Origin of the sequence: Paenibacillus sp. BSR1-1 (genome assembly GCF_030403775.1) — a bacterium.
Lineage (GTDB): Bacteria > Bacillota > Bacilli > Bacillales > Cytobacillaceae > Neobacillus.
The window spans coordinates 1-13,874 of record NZ_JAQMWQ010000004.1; the positions used below are offsets into that span (position 1 = coordinate 1).

General features: G+C 39.5%; 17 protein-coding genes, 7 tRNA genes, 1 rRNA gene, 2 other RNA genes and 1 pseudogene. 4 read left to right on the forward strand and 24 right to left on the reverse strand.

Going from position 1 to position 13,874, the window contains the following annotated elements:
- Both PH210_RS07880 and PH210_RS07885 read right to left on the reverse strand, forming a co-directional pair.
- A 16S ribosomal RNA gene (locus PH210_RS07880) occupies positions 1-280 on the reverse strand; the annotation flags it as partial.
- A gap of 435 nt (positions 281-715) precedes the next feature.
- Positions 716-889 carry a hypothetical protein gene (locus PH210_RS07885; RefSeq protein WP_289984442.1) on the reverse strand — a complete coding sequence of 58 codons (174 nt, stop codon included), beginning with the start codon at positions 887-889 and terminating at the stop codon, positions 716-718.
- Between the two features lie 357 nt (positions 890-1,246).
- Here PH210_RS07885 and PH210_RS07890 point away from each other — a divergent pair.
- Positions 1,247-1,427: pseudogene (locus tag PH210_RS07890) on the forward strand (IS1595 family transposase); the annotation flags it as partial.
- 95 nt (positions 1,428-1,522) lie between these two features.
- A complete protein-coding gene (locus PH210_RS07895; protein WP_289984443.1) occupies positions 1,523-2,134 on the forward strand; it encodes a class I SAM-dependent methyltransferase in 612 nt (203 codons plus the stop codon).
- A gap of 83 nt (positions 2,135-2,217) precedes the next feature.
- On the opposite strand, the gene ffs is transcribed toward PH210_RS07895, so the two are convergent.
- The 8 genes from ffs to PH210_RS07935 all read right to left on the reverse strand — a co-directional run bounded on the left by ffs (position 2,218) and on the right by PH210_RS07935 (position 3,190).
- Positions 2,218-2,303, reverse strand: an RNA gene (gene ffs / locus PH210_RS07900) — signal recognition particle sRNA small type.
- Positions 2,303-2,374 (reverse strand) — tRNA-Asn (locus tag PH210_RS07905). Before PH210_RS07905 ends, ffs begins: the two co-directional genes overlap by 1 nt.
- Before the next feature lie 156 nt (positions 2,375-2,530).
- Positions 2,531-2,604, reverse strand: a tRNA-Gly gene (locus PH210_RS07910).
- Between the two features lie 6 nt (positions 2,605-2,610).
- Positions 2,611-2,686 (reverse strand) — tRNA-His (locus PH210_RS07915).
- Positions 2,687-2,707: 21 nt separating this feature from the next.
- Positions 2,708-2,784: transfer RNA gene (locus PH210_RS07920), tRNA-Arg, on the reverse strand.
- A 40-nt stretch (positions 2,785-2,824) separates the two neighbouring features.
- Positions 2,825-2,916 (reverse strand) — tRNA-Ser (locus PH210_RS07925).
- Between the two features lie 74 nt (positions 2,917-2,990).
- Positions 2,991-3,075 (reverse strand) — tRNA-Leu (locus PH210_RS07930).
- Positions 3,076-3,099: 24 nt separating this feature from the next.
- Positions 3,100-3,190 (reverse strand) — tRNA-Ser (locus tag PH210_RS07935).
- Positions 3,191-3,588: 398 nt separating this feature from the next.
- Here PH210_RS07935 and rnpB point away from each other — a divergent pair.
- Positions 3,589-3,972: RNase P RNA component class B (gene rnpB, locus PH210_RS07940), an RNA gene on the forward strand.
- A 116-nt stretch (positions 3,973-4,088) separates the two neighbouring features.
- Here rnpB and PH210_RS07945 read toward each other — a convergent pair.
- The 3 genes from PH210_RS07945 to PH210_RS07955 all read right to left on the reverse strand — a co-directional run bounded on the left by PH210_RS07945 (position 4,089) and on the right by PH210_RS07955 (position 4,969).
- Complete coding sequence (locus PH210_RS07945) at positions 4,089-4,445, reverse strand: globin domain-containing protein (protein WP_289984444.1); 357 nt, start codon at positions 4,443-4,445, stop codon at positions 4,089-4,091.
- Between the two features lie 139 nt (positions 4,446-4,584).
- A complete protein-coding gene (locus tag PH210_RS07950) occupies positions 4,585-4,728 on the reverse strand; it encodes a hypothetical protein (protein ID WP_289984445.1) in 144 nt (47 codons plus the stop codon).
- A 70-nt stretch (positions 4,729-4,798) separates the two neighbouring features.
- A complete protein-coding gene (locus tag PH210_RS07955; protein WP_289984446.1) occupies positions 4,799-4,969 on the reverse strand; it encodes a hypothetical protein in 171 nt (56 codons plus the stop codon).
- Between the two features lie 121 nt (positions 4,970-5,090).
- Between PH210_RS07955 and PH210_RS07960 the strand changes: the two genes are divergently transcribed.
- Positions 5,091-5,270, forward strand: coding sequence for an H-type small acid-soluble spore protein (locus PH210_RS07960; protein WP_223596576.1), 180 nt, complete (start codon positions 5,091-5,093; stop codon positions 5,268-5,270).
- Positions 5,271-5,391: 121 nt separating this feature from the next.
- Here the strand turns inward: PH210_RS07960 and PH210_RS07965 are convergent, their stop codons facing one another.
- From PH210_RS07965 to PH210_RS08015, 11 genes are all read right to left on the reverse strand, one after another.
- Positions 5,392-5,661 carry a hypothetical protein gene (locus PH210_RS07965; RefSeq protein WP_289984447.1) on the reverse strand — a complete coding sequence of 90 codons (270 nt, stop codon included), beginning with the start codon at positions 5,659-5,661 and terminating at the stop codon, positions 5,392-5,394.
- 139 nt (positions 5,662-5,800) lie between these two features.
- A complete protein-coding gene (locus PH210_RS07970; RefSeq protein WP_289984450.1) occupies positions 5,801-6,130 on the reverse strand; it encodes a DUF1904 family protein in 330 nt (109 codons plus the stop codon).
- Positions 6,131-6,160: 30 nt separating this feature from the next.
- Entirely contained in the window at positions 6,161-7,237 is a 1,077-nt protein-coding gene (locus tag PH210_RS07975) for an NAD(P)/FAD-dependent oxidoreductase (RefSeq protein ID WP_289984453.1), read from the reverse strand.
- A complete protein-coding gene (locus PH210_RS07980; RefSeq protein ID WP_483312090.1) occupies positions 7,238-7,576 on the reverse strand; it encodes a (2Fe-2S)-binding protein in 339 nt (112 codons plus the stop codon).
- A 24-nt stretch (positions 7,577-7,600) separates the two neighbouring features.
- A complete protein-coding gene (locus tag PH210_RS07985) occupies positions 7,601-8,689 on the reverse strand; it encodes an NAD(P)/FAD-dependent oxidoreductase (RefSeq protein ID WP_289984455.1) in 1,089 nt (362 codons plus the stop codon).
- A complete protein-coding gene (locus tag PH210_RS07990; RefSeq protein ID WP_289984456.1) occupies positions 8,679-9,002 on the reverse strand; it encodes a (2Fe-2S)-binding protein in 324 nt (107 codons plus the stop codon). Before PH210_RS07990 ends, PH210_RS07985 begins: the two co-directional genes overlap by 11 nt.
- Before the next feature lie 16 nt (positions 9,003-9,018).
- A complete protein-coding gene (locus PH210_RS07995; RefSeq protein WP_289984458.1) occupies positions 9,019-9,819 on the reverse strand; it encodes an ABC transporter permease in 801 nt (266 codons plus the stop codon).
- Entirely contained in the window at positions 9,816-10,739 is a 924-nt protein-coding gene (locus PH210_RS08000) for an ABC transporter permease (protein ID WP_289984460.1), read from the reverse strand. Before PH210_RS08000 ends, PH210_RS07995 begins: the two co-directional genes overlap by 4 nt.
- Positions 10,740-10,750: 11 nt before the next feature.
- Positions 10,751-11,809 carry an ABC transporter ATP-binding protein gene (locus PH210_RS08005; protein WP_289984463.1) on the reverse strand — a complete coding sequence of 353 codons (1,059 nt, stop codon included), beginning with the start codon at positions 11,807-11,809 and terminating at the stop codon, positions 10,751-10,753.
- A gap of 15 nt (positions 11,810-11,824) precedes the next feature.
- Positions 11,825-12,907: an ABC transporter substrate-binding protein gene (locus PH210_RS08010; RefSeq protein WP_289984465.1), complete on the reverse strand. Its 1,083-nt coding sequence runs from the start codon at positions 12,905-12,907 to the stop codon at positions 11,825-11,827.
- 218 nt (positions 12,908-13,125) lie between these two features.
- Positions 13,126-13,842 carry a GntR family transcriptional regulator gene (locus PH210_RS08015; protein WP_289984467.1) on the reverse strand — a complete coding sequence of 239 codons (717 nt, stop codon included), beginning with the start codon at positions 13,840-13,842 and terminating at the stop codon, positions 13,126-13,128.
- Positions 13,843-13,874 lie beyond the last annotated feature (32 nt).

The window sequence follows — 13,874 nt, forward strand, 5'->3', positions numbered from 1 at the left end:
CGCATCGTCGCCTTGGTGAGCCGTTACCTCACCAACTAGCTAATGCGCCGCGGGCCCATCTGTAAGTGTCAGCCGAAACCGACTTTCAGCTTTTCCTCATGAGAGGAAAAGGATTATCCGGTATTAGCACCGGTTTCCCGGTGTTATCCCAGTCTTACAGGCAGGTTGCCCACGTGTTACTCACCCGTCCGCCGCTAGACTCCGAAGAGTCTCGCTCGACTTGCATGTATTAGGCACGCCGCCAGCGTTCGTCCTGAGCCAGGATCAAACTCTCCAAGAAAGTTGATTAGCTCATAAAATAAAACGTTGGCTCGTTTCCAAAAGAAACGAATATTATTGTTTGTTGACGTTTTTGTTTGTTTAGTTTTCAAAGAACAATCTTCTGCACTCATTTGAGCGACAGGAAATATATTTTATCATCTTTCTACTAAAATAACAATTATAAATTATTACCAATTTTGAAAGGAATAATAAAATTTGATACTTTTTCAAAAGCGACTTTTATATCATACCACCAGAATGGTTATCGTACAAGTGAGACATTTTTCCAATTTCTCAGTATGAGAAACAAACCATTGTGTTATAAATTGGATGTTTTTGGTCACTCGTTAATGTGACAGGAATAATAATATATCTCGTTTTAATTTTATTTTCAACAGGAAAGTATTCCCACTATCAAACTAAAAGCCCGATTTGGGCCTTTAGTTAAATTTATTTATAATCCTCCACAAGTAGGATTAATATTTTTTTGTTGAAGGTTGTGTTTACCTTCTTCAGATTCTTCAGTTACTGATTCTAATCCATATCCTGTTGAGCTAATTTCTAAAGATTCTTTACTCCCTTTATTAATTATAGAAAAATTATCTTCTTCCTTATTTATAGTTGACATAGGATCACCTCATTGTAAATTTTCATTGGTATCATGTTTTTTGTTCCTGGGTATTTCATACTTGTCACTTTTCCCACATTTACCGCTTAAAGATCCAAGTGTATAATAGTTTACCTTTTTAAATAAAGACTATGTTAAAGGTAACTGTTTATTTTTGATACTTGCCAAATTCTTGATAAAATCATGCAAGAACGAATGTTCTTGAGGTAATCAAGGTGAACACAGTGTTCAGTAACTTGTTAAGGTATATCGACAAATTACCCCCATACCAAAATGAACAAGTTCTATCAATGGGGTAAACGCTATAATGAACCTTCCTCCTCTGCTGGTGTTCGTTTAATCAATGAAATGTCCAATGAAAAAGTGCTTGTAACCGATGCATGGAGGGCATACAAAACCTATGCAAAAGAAAAGGGTTTGGCATTATTGGATAAAATCAGACGATTGTAAACACGTTACTAAGGGCTTGTATCACATTAAAAATGTTAATGGTCTCCATTCTCGTTTAAAACGATGGATAGGGCGCTTTAAAGGTGTATTAGTTGAATTGTGATATGCAGAATCGCATCCTAAATAATGACAAGTTTTTTTAGTGTATAGGTTTGTTTATTAAGCCTGATTGGAGAGATAATAATGGGAAATACTGATAAGTTTGAAATGATAGCTAATAAATATGACACTCCTGAAAGAATCCAAATTGCAAAGATTTCATCAGATGCCATCCGTAATTATTTAGTTGACGCTAAAAGTAAGAATGCTATTGATTTTGGGTGTGGAACTGGACTTGTCGGAATGAACTTGTTAAACGAGTTTAATTCTATGCTTTTTCTGGATACGTCACAAAACATGATTAATCAAATAAAGCAAAAAATAAATAATTTTAATATTCATAATATAGGTACATTATGCTTTGATATTGAAAAGGAAAGTCTATCGGATTTACATGCCGATTATATTTTTATGGCTCAGGTTCTTCTCCATATTCATGATGTTGAATTAGTTTTATCAAGATTATTTGATGTTCTTGATGAAGGAGGACATCTACTGGTCGTAGATTTTAATAAAAATGAAAAAATAATTTCAGATATTGTTCATAACGGATTTAATCCAGAAGAGCTAACCGGCATTATGACTAAAATAGGGTATAGGGATATTCAATTCAAAACTTTTTATACAGGAAATAAAATATTCATGGGACAAGATGCGTCTATGTTTATTCTTGATTCAAAAAAGGGGCATAGGTAAAGGTGTGACATGGAAATTTCTTATACAAAAGAAAAGCGCTAAACTCAAATAAAGATAGAGTTTAGCGCTTTTCTCTTTTTGTCTATGTAATAGTCCACACAATTTCACTAGTTATGGCTGCTGCATTCCTGCCCTGACCAAGTTCCTAGTGTCCTTGTTGGACTATGACTCCGCAGGTAGGACTCGAACCTACGACCGATCGGTTAACAGCCGATAGCTCTACCGCTGAGCTACTGCGGAATAATTATATTAATCCCTAATCCTTAACTTGTTAGAAGCATGTCCCCGCCTCAGTAAGTAACGCAGGAAGCGGCTTGGCGTGTACAACTCCCAGCCAATTCAAGATGCTTCGCTCGTCTCTACCGCTGAGCTACTGCGGAATAAAAAAATAGTGAATGGAGCGGGTGATGAGAATCGAACTCACAACATCAGCTTGGAAGGCTGAGGTTTTACCACTAAACTACACCCGCATTATATGGGGCGGCTGATGGGAATCGAACCCACGAATGTCGGAACCACAATCCGATGCGTTAACCACTTCGCCACAGCCGCCATGATTATATTATTAATTAGTGGCGCGCCCGAAAGGAGTCGAACCCATAACCTTTTGATCCGTAGTCAAACGCTCTATCCAATTGAGCTACGGGCGCATAATATTGAATGTTAACCGGTACGGTAGTCATATTTTTATGGAGGAGAGCAAGGGATTCGAACCCTTGAGACAGGGTTACCCGCCTACACGATTTCCAATCGTGCTCCTTCGGCCACTCGGACAGCTCTCCATTATTAAAATCTTGCCTTTAGGAATTCCAACGACCGATTTCTACAGCAGAACAACATCTAAAAAATAATTAATTGGTGCGGGTGAAGGGAGTCGAACCCCCACGCCCTAAGGCGCCAGATCCTAAGTCTGGTGCGTCTGCCAATTCCGCCACACCCGCAAATAAGTTGTTGTAAAACTGAAATGGCAGAGAAGAAGGGATTTGAACCCTCGCGCCGGTTTCCCGACCTACACCCTTAGCAGGGGCGCCTCTTCAGCCTCTTGAGTACTTCTCTGTATTAAAATCATGCAAAGTTCCGTTAGGAGCTTATGTAAGAAATATACCATCTATCCAAATTGGAAGATAGCTGTAAATTTTGGTAGTTCAAAAGTCCTGGTTTATCCCATTTATGATTCTGGTATCTAATATTCGAAGCAGTATATTAAATATCTTCTATTATTTATAAGGCACTGTATCAAATTGTTAGAACCAAAAGAAAAAAGCTAAACTCTGTTACGTTTGAGTTTAGCAACCTTATTATCTTGTTATGTATCTGGGTAGGCGTATTTTCATCCATTTTTTTCACTTCCCAACCACATGATTGGAAACGCTGGAATTAAACTACTAAAGATTTATCTTGTTAATCCTGTTATAGTATTCATTGTCGCTTCTGAACCAAATGAAACAACATGAAATGGTGAGTAGTCGCGGTTCCTTTACGGAGCTGAGGAAAGTCCAGGCTCGCACAGTGCTGAGATGCCTGTAGTGTTCGTGCCATCTGCAAGGGTGGGCAGTCGATTAATAGTTTCGGCTGACGGCGGTGAAATCATGCTAAGTCCTCCGGGATATGCTGAGATTAACCTGAAAGTGCCACAGTGACGATGCTTTTCTGGAAACGGAAAAGGTGGAACGGGTAAACCCCACGAGCGAGCAACCCAAATTTAGGTAGGGGCATCATCCTGCGGGAAATGAACCTAACGGATGAATCGGTCACTGGCCGATAGATAGATGACTACACTTCTCGTACGAGGTTTGCTGCCGATTGAAGTACGGAAGGACAGAACCTGGCTTACAGCCATTTCATGAGCATGTGATCGTTTTAGAAGCATTAAATATAAACGTAAAACTTATTAATAATCCACCTGAGTCATTAACTCGCGGGTGGATTATTTTTTTTAATCTTTTCAAAAAGCTTATTTTAATATCTTTTTTAACAAAATATCTACCTTTTCAATAAGATGCTCTTTTACATCACGATCCAAGTCCATTTCATCCATGGTCTCTTTCATTTTGCCAAACCAGACCTCGGCCCTTTCTGGACCTATTTTGAACGGATGTCTTTCCCTTACTTGTGATTCCTGCTTACTTTGTTCCTGTGCTGACTCATCAGAAACTAACCGGTTTATAAATACTCTTTGCCGATTTTTCAACAATTCAATATCCACGTTTCTTCCTTTAAACATGTTTACATAATAGGAATCCTTTAGTAACTTATCGTAAAAGCGGTCTACCAACTCATTCACTTTTGTCTGTTCTAAAATTACAGCCATGAATTATTCCCTCTTTTTCCTATAAAGTGTAGTTTCTAATATGATTATAGTGCAAACTACAGTTCTTTATTGTGATTAACATCACGTTTTAAAGGCAAGTTCAAGAGAGAATCTCAAATATATACTAGAACATACATTTTTATTTAGCTTTATTAGTATTTTGTTTATTAATTTTTTCTGTTAAATTTGATGCAGTTAAATCATTGCTTGTTATATTTTCAATTGCCTGCCCCACTGTGTTTGTGGTGTTCAATTTATGCTCTGGAATTCGTTGGTTTTTCATGGATAATTTGTTGTCCTTTCAATATCTTTTTTTATATACGTAAATAGTTTTATTAACTTTAAGGTCAACACTACTGCCCTTCTTCCCCCACTACGGTATTACCAATCCTCGGTTTTTGAGCCTGCTCCTTGTCGTCAGAATTCCAATTAAAACCTGCTTCAGTAGAACCAGTTGAAAGTAGTGGCTGCTCCATACCGCTCGGGTCCGGAGAATTTTCGGGTTTATTGTCCTCATTTAACATTTGAATCCTCCATTTAACACAAATTTATCATATTTTGTGTTAAATACTGTTCCTTATACGGAATATGATTTTACTTATATTGTTGAAACAAATTTGGAAAAATAACTTTGAGGTGAAAATAATGAACCTAAATAGAGTGAAAGAGATTTTTGCAGCAGATGAAGAGATTTCCGTTAAATATCATGGCATTCCAGTATGGATCGAAAGCATTCAAGATACAACTGGCATGGCATTGGTCACTCAAAGAGGAACCCACGATGAGAAACGTCTCGTCCCAATAGATGGTTTGGAAGAAGAGTAAATCAGCCAAATTCATATATGAGTCAACCAAGCGGCGATGAATTCGATGCACTAATGCTTGAAAAGGGAACCTGCAATGGGCTCCCTCTTTTCATCACTTATATAGTAGTCCTTTTTTTCCATTAAATAATTTTTCCTTGAAATTGGTCATATTTTTTCATTTCATCGAGGGTCTCTTCTATTTCCGTGATAAAATGATCAAATAGTCGATGATTCCCTGATTCGATAAAGTTTTGTTTATCAATGGAATTAAGTAAAGCAATTACCCCTTTAAACTTTAAATCATCAAAAAATGGGATTTGGCTTTCCCCTATAATATCACCTTTTACTTCTAACTTCCCAAGGTCATTTTCTAGCTGAAATGTGACTTTTTGAGTATTTTCAATGTTCAATTTCAGTTGCCCCTTTTTTTGTTCTTCGTTACAAATATTATCGTGCCTTAAATATATTAACTGATTCAAAAAGTAGGAACTAAAAAAACCGAACATGCAGCAACATGGCTCGGTCCATACATAACGGTTCCTTTTAGTTTCAGTTAAAACTCTTCCCATTCAAATAATAAGCTGACTCCTTAAATGTACTAAAGGCAACTTCTACCTCTGGAATATCAAGCGATTGGACTTGTTTCGTGACAATCCCCGCAAATTGGTCTCGAACTTCCTGGCCTCTTTCAAACCATTTAACTTCAATAAACGGAAATCCAGGTACCTCGTCATTATTAAAGACAAAGGTAGAGTTAACCACCTCTAACGTAAAATTGTCTGTTCCACAATCACAAAGTTCAGCTAATTCCTTTACTAATGGTCGGCTGACTGTTTTAACCTGTTCTACGGAAAGCCCTCTCATAAATAAATGCGGCACTCTATTTTCCTCCTATGCTTTTAAATAAATCTATTTTGCAAATCTGCTGATTGAATAACGGTCTATCGGAATCGAGGTTTCTCCCTCCAAAATCAACTCCGTCATAAGTGTTCCAATGAGTGGAGAAAGCGTTACGCCACTATGCGTTGCGGCGACATAAAGATTTTCCACTCCTGGGATTTTCCCGAGAATCGGAAACCCATCTTCTGGCATGGCCCGGATCCCTGAAAAAGCTCGAACCACCTTCGCTTTTTTCAAGGAAGGGACATAATGGACAGCCATATTGGCTGTTTCTTGAATCACATCAAGTGTGGTTGCCCTATTAAACCCTTCTTGTTCCATGGAATAACCAATTAACACCTCACCGTTAAAAGCCTGTCTTAATCCACTAATCGTATAATTTAAAAAAGGCTTCAAAGGTTCCGTCACAAGAATTTGCCCTCTTAATTGGTTGATCGGAATATTGACATCCACCAGCTTCCCTAATTCCCTGGACCATGTTCCGCCAGCAAGAATTAGGTTTTTACAGGAGAACTCCCCCTTTTCTGACACCACAATGAATTTCCCAGGCATCTTTTGAATTTCGGTTACTTTATTATAGGTAGAGTATTGAACGCCGTTTTTCTTTGCCGCTCTCATATAACGATCCACTAACCGAAAAGGATTCACATTGCCGTCGATGGCACTATAGGTCGCACCGACAACATCTGGATTGAGAAATGGCTCTTTTTCAAGTGCCTCTTCCCGAGATAAAACTTTAATCTTTATCCCAATCTGCTCGTACGCCTCAGCCAGCCGTACAGCCTTTTCACGGTCTGCCTCATTGAAAAACGGTGAAAGACCCCCTGTTCGTTTAAACTCCACATCGCCGATTTTTTTGGAGAGATACGAGTAAAGCTCGGCGCTATACATACTAAATTCAGCATACCAGGAAGGGGTTTTGTTGTGAACCCATACCCAGGCTTGGGTGGATCCAGAGGTGCCTGACAATGGGAATTTTTGATCCAGAACAAGAACGGCTTCTTTGGTTTGTTCAGAGAGGTGATAGGCAATACTGCTGCCCACCACCCCGCCGCCAATAATGATTGTTTCATAACTTCTATCCAATTATCTCACCTTCCCATCCTCTAATTCCACCTCATCCATAACTGATTTTACAGATGAAAAGGAAGTGCTATTCGTAGCTAATGTCTCAAGTTTAATAGGACTTAGCGGCATCCTCATTCGAGGCAGCGGTATCTGGAAATAAGGGGTGTTTGTTTTTTCGTGGATCATGGAAGCGACGAGAGAATGGCATATTTTTGATTGGCATGGCCCCATGCCGCACCGTGTTAACCGTTTAATATCATCAAAAGTTGTTGCCCCATTGGTCAGGACTTCTTCAATTTCTTCGTAACTAATTTCTTCACATCGACAAATTATCGTGCTTTTATCCAATTCATTCACCTTCTGTCTCTTTATCTTTTTGAATTAAGAGAGGAATTGTTCCTTTATCACCGGATGAGCGAAGTTTTCCATATGCCGGTTTCTTGCCTCCCAGATGTTTGGGTTGTACTTCGTTTCAAGAATCTCCAGCTCTTTCCAAAGGAAGTCCTTTTCTTCATCTGCAATGGTCTTAGTTATGGCCCCAACGGCTTCACATACGTTAATGCCTGCCAGCATACCCGTTACTAATAGGACTCCCTGTGTACTAATTCCAGCGGCATTCCCTGCTAAAAAAATATCTTGACGGTCGGTTTGAAATTGGTGATTGTATTGTGGAACCCAGCCTCCGAGTTCTTTTTGATATCCAAAGGAACAACCCAGCTGGTAAAAGATATCAAGGATTGGAGATCTTCCCCCATCAACACAAACCAAATCCACTTTTTCGGTTAAAACTCGTGTCCCAATCTCGATTTCAATTTCTTCTACAGCACCCATTCCCCTAGCTTCCTTGATAAAAGAATCTAAATAGATGGGAATGCCCATTTTTTTTACCTGCTCTATTTTTTCTAAATCCCTAGAAAGAATGCCGGCATTCTTTTCGATAAAGCCCTTGACGTGAACTCCTACTTCAGAAAGCTGCAGGGCAGCATCCAAGGCAAAATCACTGGATCCTACGATTACTGCCTCCTTGCCTGGCTGAACAAAATCCCTATTAATCATAGTTTGCGCCGCTCCGATGGTCATCACCCCTGGGAGCGTCCATTTTGGAAAAGCGACCGCATTTTCTGCCGCTCCAGTAGCCACAATGATTTTCTTCGCTTTAACTGCAAATACGTCTTGCTCATCTGTAATGCCTACACTGCCATCCTTGTAAAAACCAATGACCCGGTGGCCTAGCAAATAACGAATATCGTATTCTTCTAACTGTTTGGTTAAATGGGCTGCCAATTCAAACCCTCGCATCGACTGAAACGATGAAGGTAAGGAAGGAATCACTTGCGTTTGCTGGTTTAATTGTCCACCCATTGTTATAGATTCATCTACAATGGTTACGTCTAATCCCTTCGAAGCCATTTCAAAGGCAGCCGCAAGACCAGCCGGACCGGCACCAATTATTAGAATATCAGTCTCCACAGAACTCCCTCCTTACGTCCGGATCTTCATCATTCAGATAGATTTTCATTCCTTCTTCCACTTTGACCATGCAGGTTCGGACATGATCTTCCCCATTTACCGTCATATAGCAGCTGCAGCATCTCCCCCTTGTGCAAAAAAGACCTCTGGGCTGGACCAAATTTCTACTTAACCCCAGCCTTTTAATATCATTAGCCATTAAGGCCGCCGCAACGGTTTGCTGTTCATAAGCTTTATAGGGCTGATCATTAAAATAGATTGTCACTGGTTTATGAAGCTGCCCGCCTAATATAGGATGATGTTGAATATGCATTACAAACACCTTCTTCTTAATTTTTCGACGAAAACACTTTTCCAACACCAAGGATTCTTTCAATTACCACCATTAAGATAACGGTTAGTAAAATCATGATGCTGGATACCGATGTAATGATCGGATCATATTGGTATTGCATATAGGTATATATACGTACCGGCAGGGTGACGACATCAGTGCTGACAATGAACAAAGCGACAGTTAAATCGTCAAATGAGGTAATAAAGGCAAAAATAGCCCCTGCAATTACGCCTGATTTTATGACAGGGAGAGTAATTTGAAAAAAAACTCTAAGTCTTCCAGCCCCCAAATTCTTGGCGGCCAGTTCAATCGACCGGTCGAAACCTACCAGGCTTGCCACAACCAATCTCATCACAAATGGGATCGTCAAGATAAAATGCCCGATCACTAACGCAACGGGACTTGCTGCCAAGCCAATCCAGGAAAAAAACTGCAGTAAAGCTACCCCAAATACGACAGATGGAATCAATAAGGGAGACCCAATTAATTGGGTAACGGCTGTTTTTCCTCTAAACTCATACCGAACAACAGCGATCGAAGCCATTGTTCCGATGATTGTCGAAATAACCGAAGTTCCTAATGCGACCATGATACTTAGGGTGAAGGACTGCATAAACTCTGGATGATTAATCAGCTCTGCATACCACCGGAGCGTAATCCCTTTGGGAGGAAAGACGATGTACTCCGTTGTGGTTAGGGATGATAATAGAACCACTACAATTGGGGCAGCCAGAAAAATGTAGACAAGGATACAAAAGAAATTCAAGCAGGCTTTTGGTAATACCTTTCTCATTGAATGGCCACTCCTTTTTCAGATTTGGTCAGTAATTTGCTATAAATAATAATGGTAATCGTAGCAATAAAGATGAGCAGGAAGCCGATAGCTGAACCAAAAGGCCAATTCAAAATGGTCGAAACCTGTTCATATGTAAGGAACGACATCACCTTCACCTGAGGCCCTCCAAGAATGGCCGGAGTAACAAAGGAACTCACTGCTAGGCTGAAAACCATGACCGAACCAGCAAAGATACCTGGCAAGGTCAGCGGCAAAATAACGGAAAAGAAAGTTCGAATAGGTCCTGCACCAAGATTTTGCGAAGCTCTGATGATACTAGGATCAATTCTTTCAAGTGATCCCATAATGCTTAACACCATGTATGGAAATAAAACGTGAACCATACCAATCACAACGCTGAACTCTGTATACAGTAAGGTAAGCGGCTTATCAATCAAGCCCAACTTCATCAGGGCGTTATTCACAACCCCATTATTGGATAACAAAATGACCCAGCCATAACAACGGATAACCATGCTAATTAACAACGGTGACAAGACGAGGAGAGTTAAATAATTTTTCATTCTTCCTCTAACTTTCGTAATCTGATAGGCTACTGGATAAGAAATGACAACCGCAGCCAATGTTGTGATTAAGGCGATTTTAACTGTTCTCCATAAGACTCCGAGATAAAATTGATCGGTAATAAACTTCGCATAGTTCTGAAGGGTCCAGTCATGACCAATTCCTGTGGCTGCATCGAAGTTCTTAAAGCTTGTGATAAAAAGAAAAACCAATGGAAGCAGAAAGAAAAAAAGAAAAATACTGAGCGCTGGAAGTAATAATAACCACGAATCAAGCCTTTTCTTCGACTTTTTCTTTTTCATTTGCTTGAATTGAATATCTTGTTCCTGATTCATTTCCAGTTCAGCCTGCATTCGAAATCACCTCACTTTTTAGTTGCTAATAGTTCCTCTGGATTCCACACTGCCAATACGTCCTGCCCTTCAATTATTTGATCGGGGTTTAGAACAGTATTGGAAATGTCCGCAATAAACTGTTGATCTTTTAGTTGTAATATATATCGCGTTTTTGCACCTAAAAACATTTTTCTTTCCACCCGAACACGAAGTCCCTCGCTATGTTCTTGATAGATTTGGATTTTTTCAGGTCTCAGATAAAAGTCAATCAAAGTATCTTTCGTACCAGGACAAGATAGGACCTGGTGATAGCCATCAAAAGAGACCTTGCATTGGTTCCCGCTGAACGTTTCTACCACATGGCCTTGAATCTGATTCACTTCTCCAATAAACCTCGAAACAAAATCGGTTTGAGGGTGGTTATAAATGGCCACTGGGGTGTCAACCTGCTCAATTCTCCCCTCATACATAACCGCGATCCGGTCTGAAATAGCCAGTGCTTCTTCCTGGTCATGGGTAACAAATATGGTGGTAATGCCCACCTTTTTTTGAATATCCACGATTTCTTCACGCATTTCCTGCCGCAGCTTGGCATCCAGGTTACTTAATGGTTCATCAAGGAGCAGCACTTTTGGTTTGATGACTAAGGCTCTAGCCAAAGAAACGCGCTGTTGCTGTCCGCCGGAAAGCTCTTTCGGGTACCGTTTTTCATACCCGGATAATCGGACCATTTCTAGCGCTTCCAACACACGTTGATTGATTTCACTTTTAGGGACTTTGCGAAGTTTAAGTCCATAGGCCACATTGTCAAACACGGTCATGTGGGGAAAAAGAGCATAGTTTTGAAAAACCATGCCCATTTCTCTTTTGTTGGGAGGAAGCAGGTGAACAGGTTTCCCGTCCACCACAATACTTCCTCCATCAACATCCAAAAAGCCTGCAATCATATTTAGCGTCGTAGTCTTGCCGCATCCTGAAGGACCAAGAAAGGAAACAAGCTCACCCTTCTTGATTTCCAGGTTCATCTTTTTGACGACTTCTGTTTTATTAAACGTCTTCACTACATTTTCAAGGCATAAATAGCTCATCATATCACCCCTTCATTAATGGGCCACTTCAATTTCTTTGTTTGCTCTCTCTGTCCACTCGGATCGTTTTTGATTTACATATTCCCAATCTACCTTCACGAGCTTCGAAATTTCATCTTGTCCATAAATAATTTTGTCTAAAATATCGCCACTTAGTTTCACGTTCTTATTTACCGGACCATCAAACAAGGAATTAGCAAATTCTGTTTGTACACCTTCACTTAAAACATAATTAACAAATTTCTGTGCAAGTTCTTGATGCGGAGCATTTTTAACGACACTAACAGTCGACATCAATGCAGGTGCGCCTTCTTTCGGAATGACAAACTCAATAGGGAATCCTGACTGTTTTAACGTGAATACCCTGCTGCTTCCCCATGCGCTGGCAACCGTCTGTCCCTGCAAAAAGTAATTGGATACATCTGCTGTTTTATCAAAGGTCACGGCATTTTTAGCAATCTCTTTTAGTTTGTCAAATCCAGGTTCAATATTTTTTTCATCACCGCCATTTGCTTTGGCAGCCATAAGAAGCATGTGGACTCCGTAAGTATTAGAGATGGATGGTAAGACAAGTTTTCCTTTGTACTTAGGATCTGCTAAATCATTCCAAGATGTGACGGGGTCCCACTTGTTATCCTCGAAAACCTTTTTATTAAAAGCAAGTCCTGTGGTAATAATCCCAAAACCAACACCGACATTGTCCTTATCCTTGGCAATATCATAGACATTGGCTAAGTTCGTAACAATTTTTTCATCTAATGGTGCAAGCAGGCCGAAGGATTTTGCCTGTGCTTGAGGGCCGTCGTCGATGAAGGCTACATCAATTTGCGGTTTAGCCTTTTGTGCTTGCAGCTTGGATACGGTATCAACAGAGCTTCCGGTAATATACTGGACCTTGACACCAAATTCCTTTTCAAATTTAGGGATAACGGTTTCCTTCATTTTTTTCTCATAGCTACCACCGTATGCCGCCAATACCAAAGTTTTGTCAGCTTTTCCCGCAGTTTCTTTGGAGGTGCTGCCTGTTTCACTACTACATGCAGATACAACAACTAGCAATAAACAAATGAACCCAAAAAGCAACGTTTTTCTCTTCATCCTAATTCCTCCTCATTTCATTTCATTTTTTTTGGCTTTGTGAGCTTGAAGGGTATTTATAACTGTTTCACTCCCCCTTTTCAACGTAGGACAACATTTTTATATCAATATAATATTGCCAATTTTCAGAAATTAACTATTAAAAAAATATAATATTATAATCTTTTAAGATATAATATTATAACTTTATAGTTTAAAAAATTTTCGTTTATCTATGTTTAAAAATTGATTTCTGTGTAGTAAGTGGTTTTATCCTGGCGGTCATAAAATTTCGAGTACTCAATGATCTCTCCTTGTTTCGTGTAGGTTAACCTCTCCCATTTAAAAACGGGTGTACCGGATGCAATTTGGAGCCTTTCTGCTTTTTCCCCTTCGGCAATATATGGTTTCACAATTAATTTGGCCCTGCCTAAGGAAACATGAAATTTTTTTCTTAGAATATTGTAAATAAGTTCATTATTAATATCATCAGGTGTGAGACCGGGACAAATTTCGTATGGAAGATAGGTATATTCAAGGGTTACTGGTTCATGTTTATCGATCTTTACTCGCTTGATCTTAAAGATTTTTGTTTTTGGATTCAAACCCAGCTTTTCGGCCACCTCATTATCTGAATCTTCAATAGAAAAACTGATTAATTCATGAGGATGTTCCTCTTCATCCGTTGTTAATGAAAATATGGCGTTGATGTCTTGTTCATTTGTGGAGCCAGCAACAAAAGTCCCTTTGCCTCTCTGTCTATATAGATATCCTTTATTTACTAGTTCAATTACTGCTCGTTTCACTGTAATCGTACTTACATCAAAAAGCTCAGCTAATTCATTCTCTGTCGGCAGCTGGTAGCCTACATCCCATTGCTTGGACATGATTTTCTCTTCAAGCACCTGTTCCACCTGTCGATAAAGAGGTGCGTGATTATTTTTATCAATTTTCATGATTTAGTCACCTTTTTTATAATATTATAACT

What these genes read in the sequence shown, in the direction of transcription:
- PH210_RS07885 (WP_289984442.1), bottom strand. Translation starts at nt 889, where the DNA reads ATGTCAACTATAAATAAGGAAGAAGATAATTTTTCTATAATTAATAAA.
- PH210_RS07895 (WP_289984443.1), top strand. Translation starts at nt 1,523, where the DNA reads ATGGGAAATACTGATAAGTTTGAAATGATAGCTAATAAATATGACACT.
- PH210_RS07945 (WP_289984444.1), bottom strand. Translation starts at nt 4,445, where the DNA reads ATGGCTGTAATTTTAGAACAGACAAAAGTGAATGAGTTGGTAGACCGC.
- PH210_RS07950 (WP_289984445.1), bottom strand. Translation starts at nt 4,728, where the DNA reads ATGAAAAACCAACGAATTCCAGAGCATAAATTGAACACCACAAACACA.
- PH210_RS07955 (WP_289984446.1), bottom strand. Translation starts at nt 4,969, where the DNA reads ATGTTAAATGAGGACAATAAACCCGAAAATTCTCCGGACCCGAGCGGT.
- PH210_RS07960 (WP_223596576.1), top strand. Translation starts at nt 5,091, where the DNA reads ATGAACCTAAATAGAGTGAAAGAGATTTTTGCAGCAGATGAAGAGATT.
- PH210_RS07990 (WP_289984456.1), bottom strand. Translation starts at nt 9,002, where the DNA reads ATGCATATTCAACATCATCCTATATTAGGCGGGCAGCTTCATAAACCA.
- PH210_RS07995 (WP_289984458.1), bottom strand. Translation starts at nt 9,819, where the DNA reads ATGAGAAAGGTATTACCAAAAGCCTGCTTGAATTTCTTTTGTATCCTT.
- PH210_RS08000 (WP_289984460.1), bottom strand. Translation starts at nt 10,739, where the DNA reads ATGCAGGCTGAACTGGAAATGAATCAGGAACAAGATATTCAATTCAAG.
- PH210_RS08005 (WP_289984463.1), bottom strand. Translation starts at nt 11,809, where the DNA reads ATGAGCTATTTATGCCTTGAAAATGTAGTGAAGACGTTTAATAAAACA.
- PH210_RS08010 (WP_289984465.1), bottom strand. Translation starts at nt 12,907, where the DNA reads ATGAAGAGAAAAACGTTGCTTTTTGGGTTCATTTGTTTATTGCTAGTT.
- PH210_RS08015 (WP_289984467.1), bottom strand. Translation starts at nt 13,842, where the DNA reads ATGAAAATTGATAAAAATAATCACGCACCTCTTTATCGACAGGTGGAA.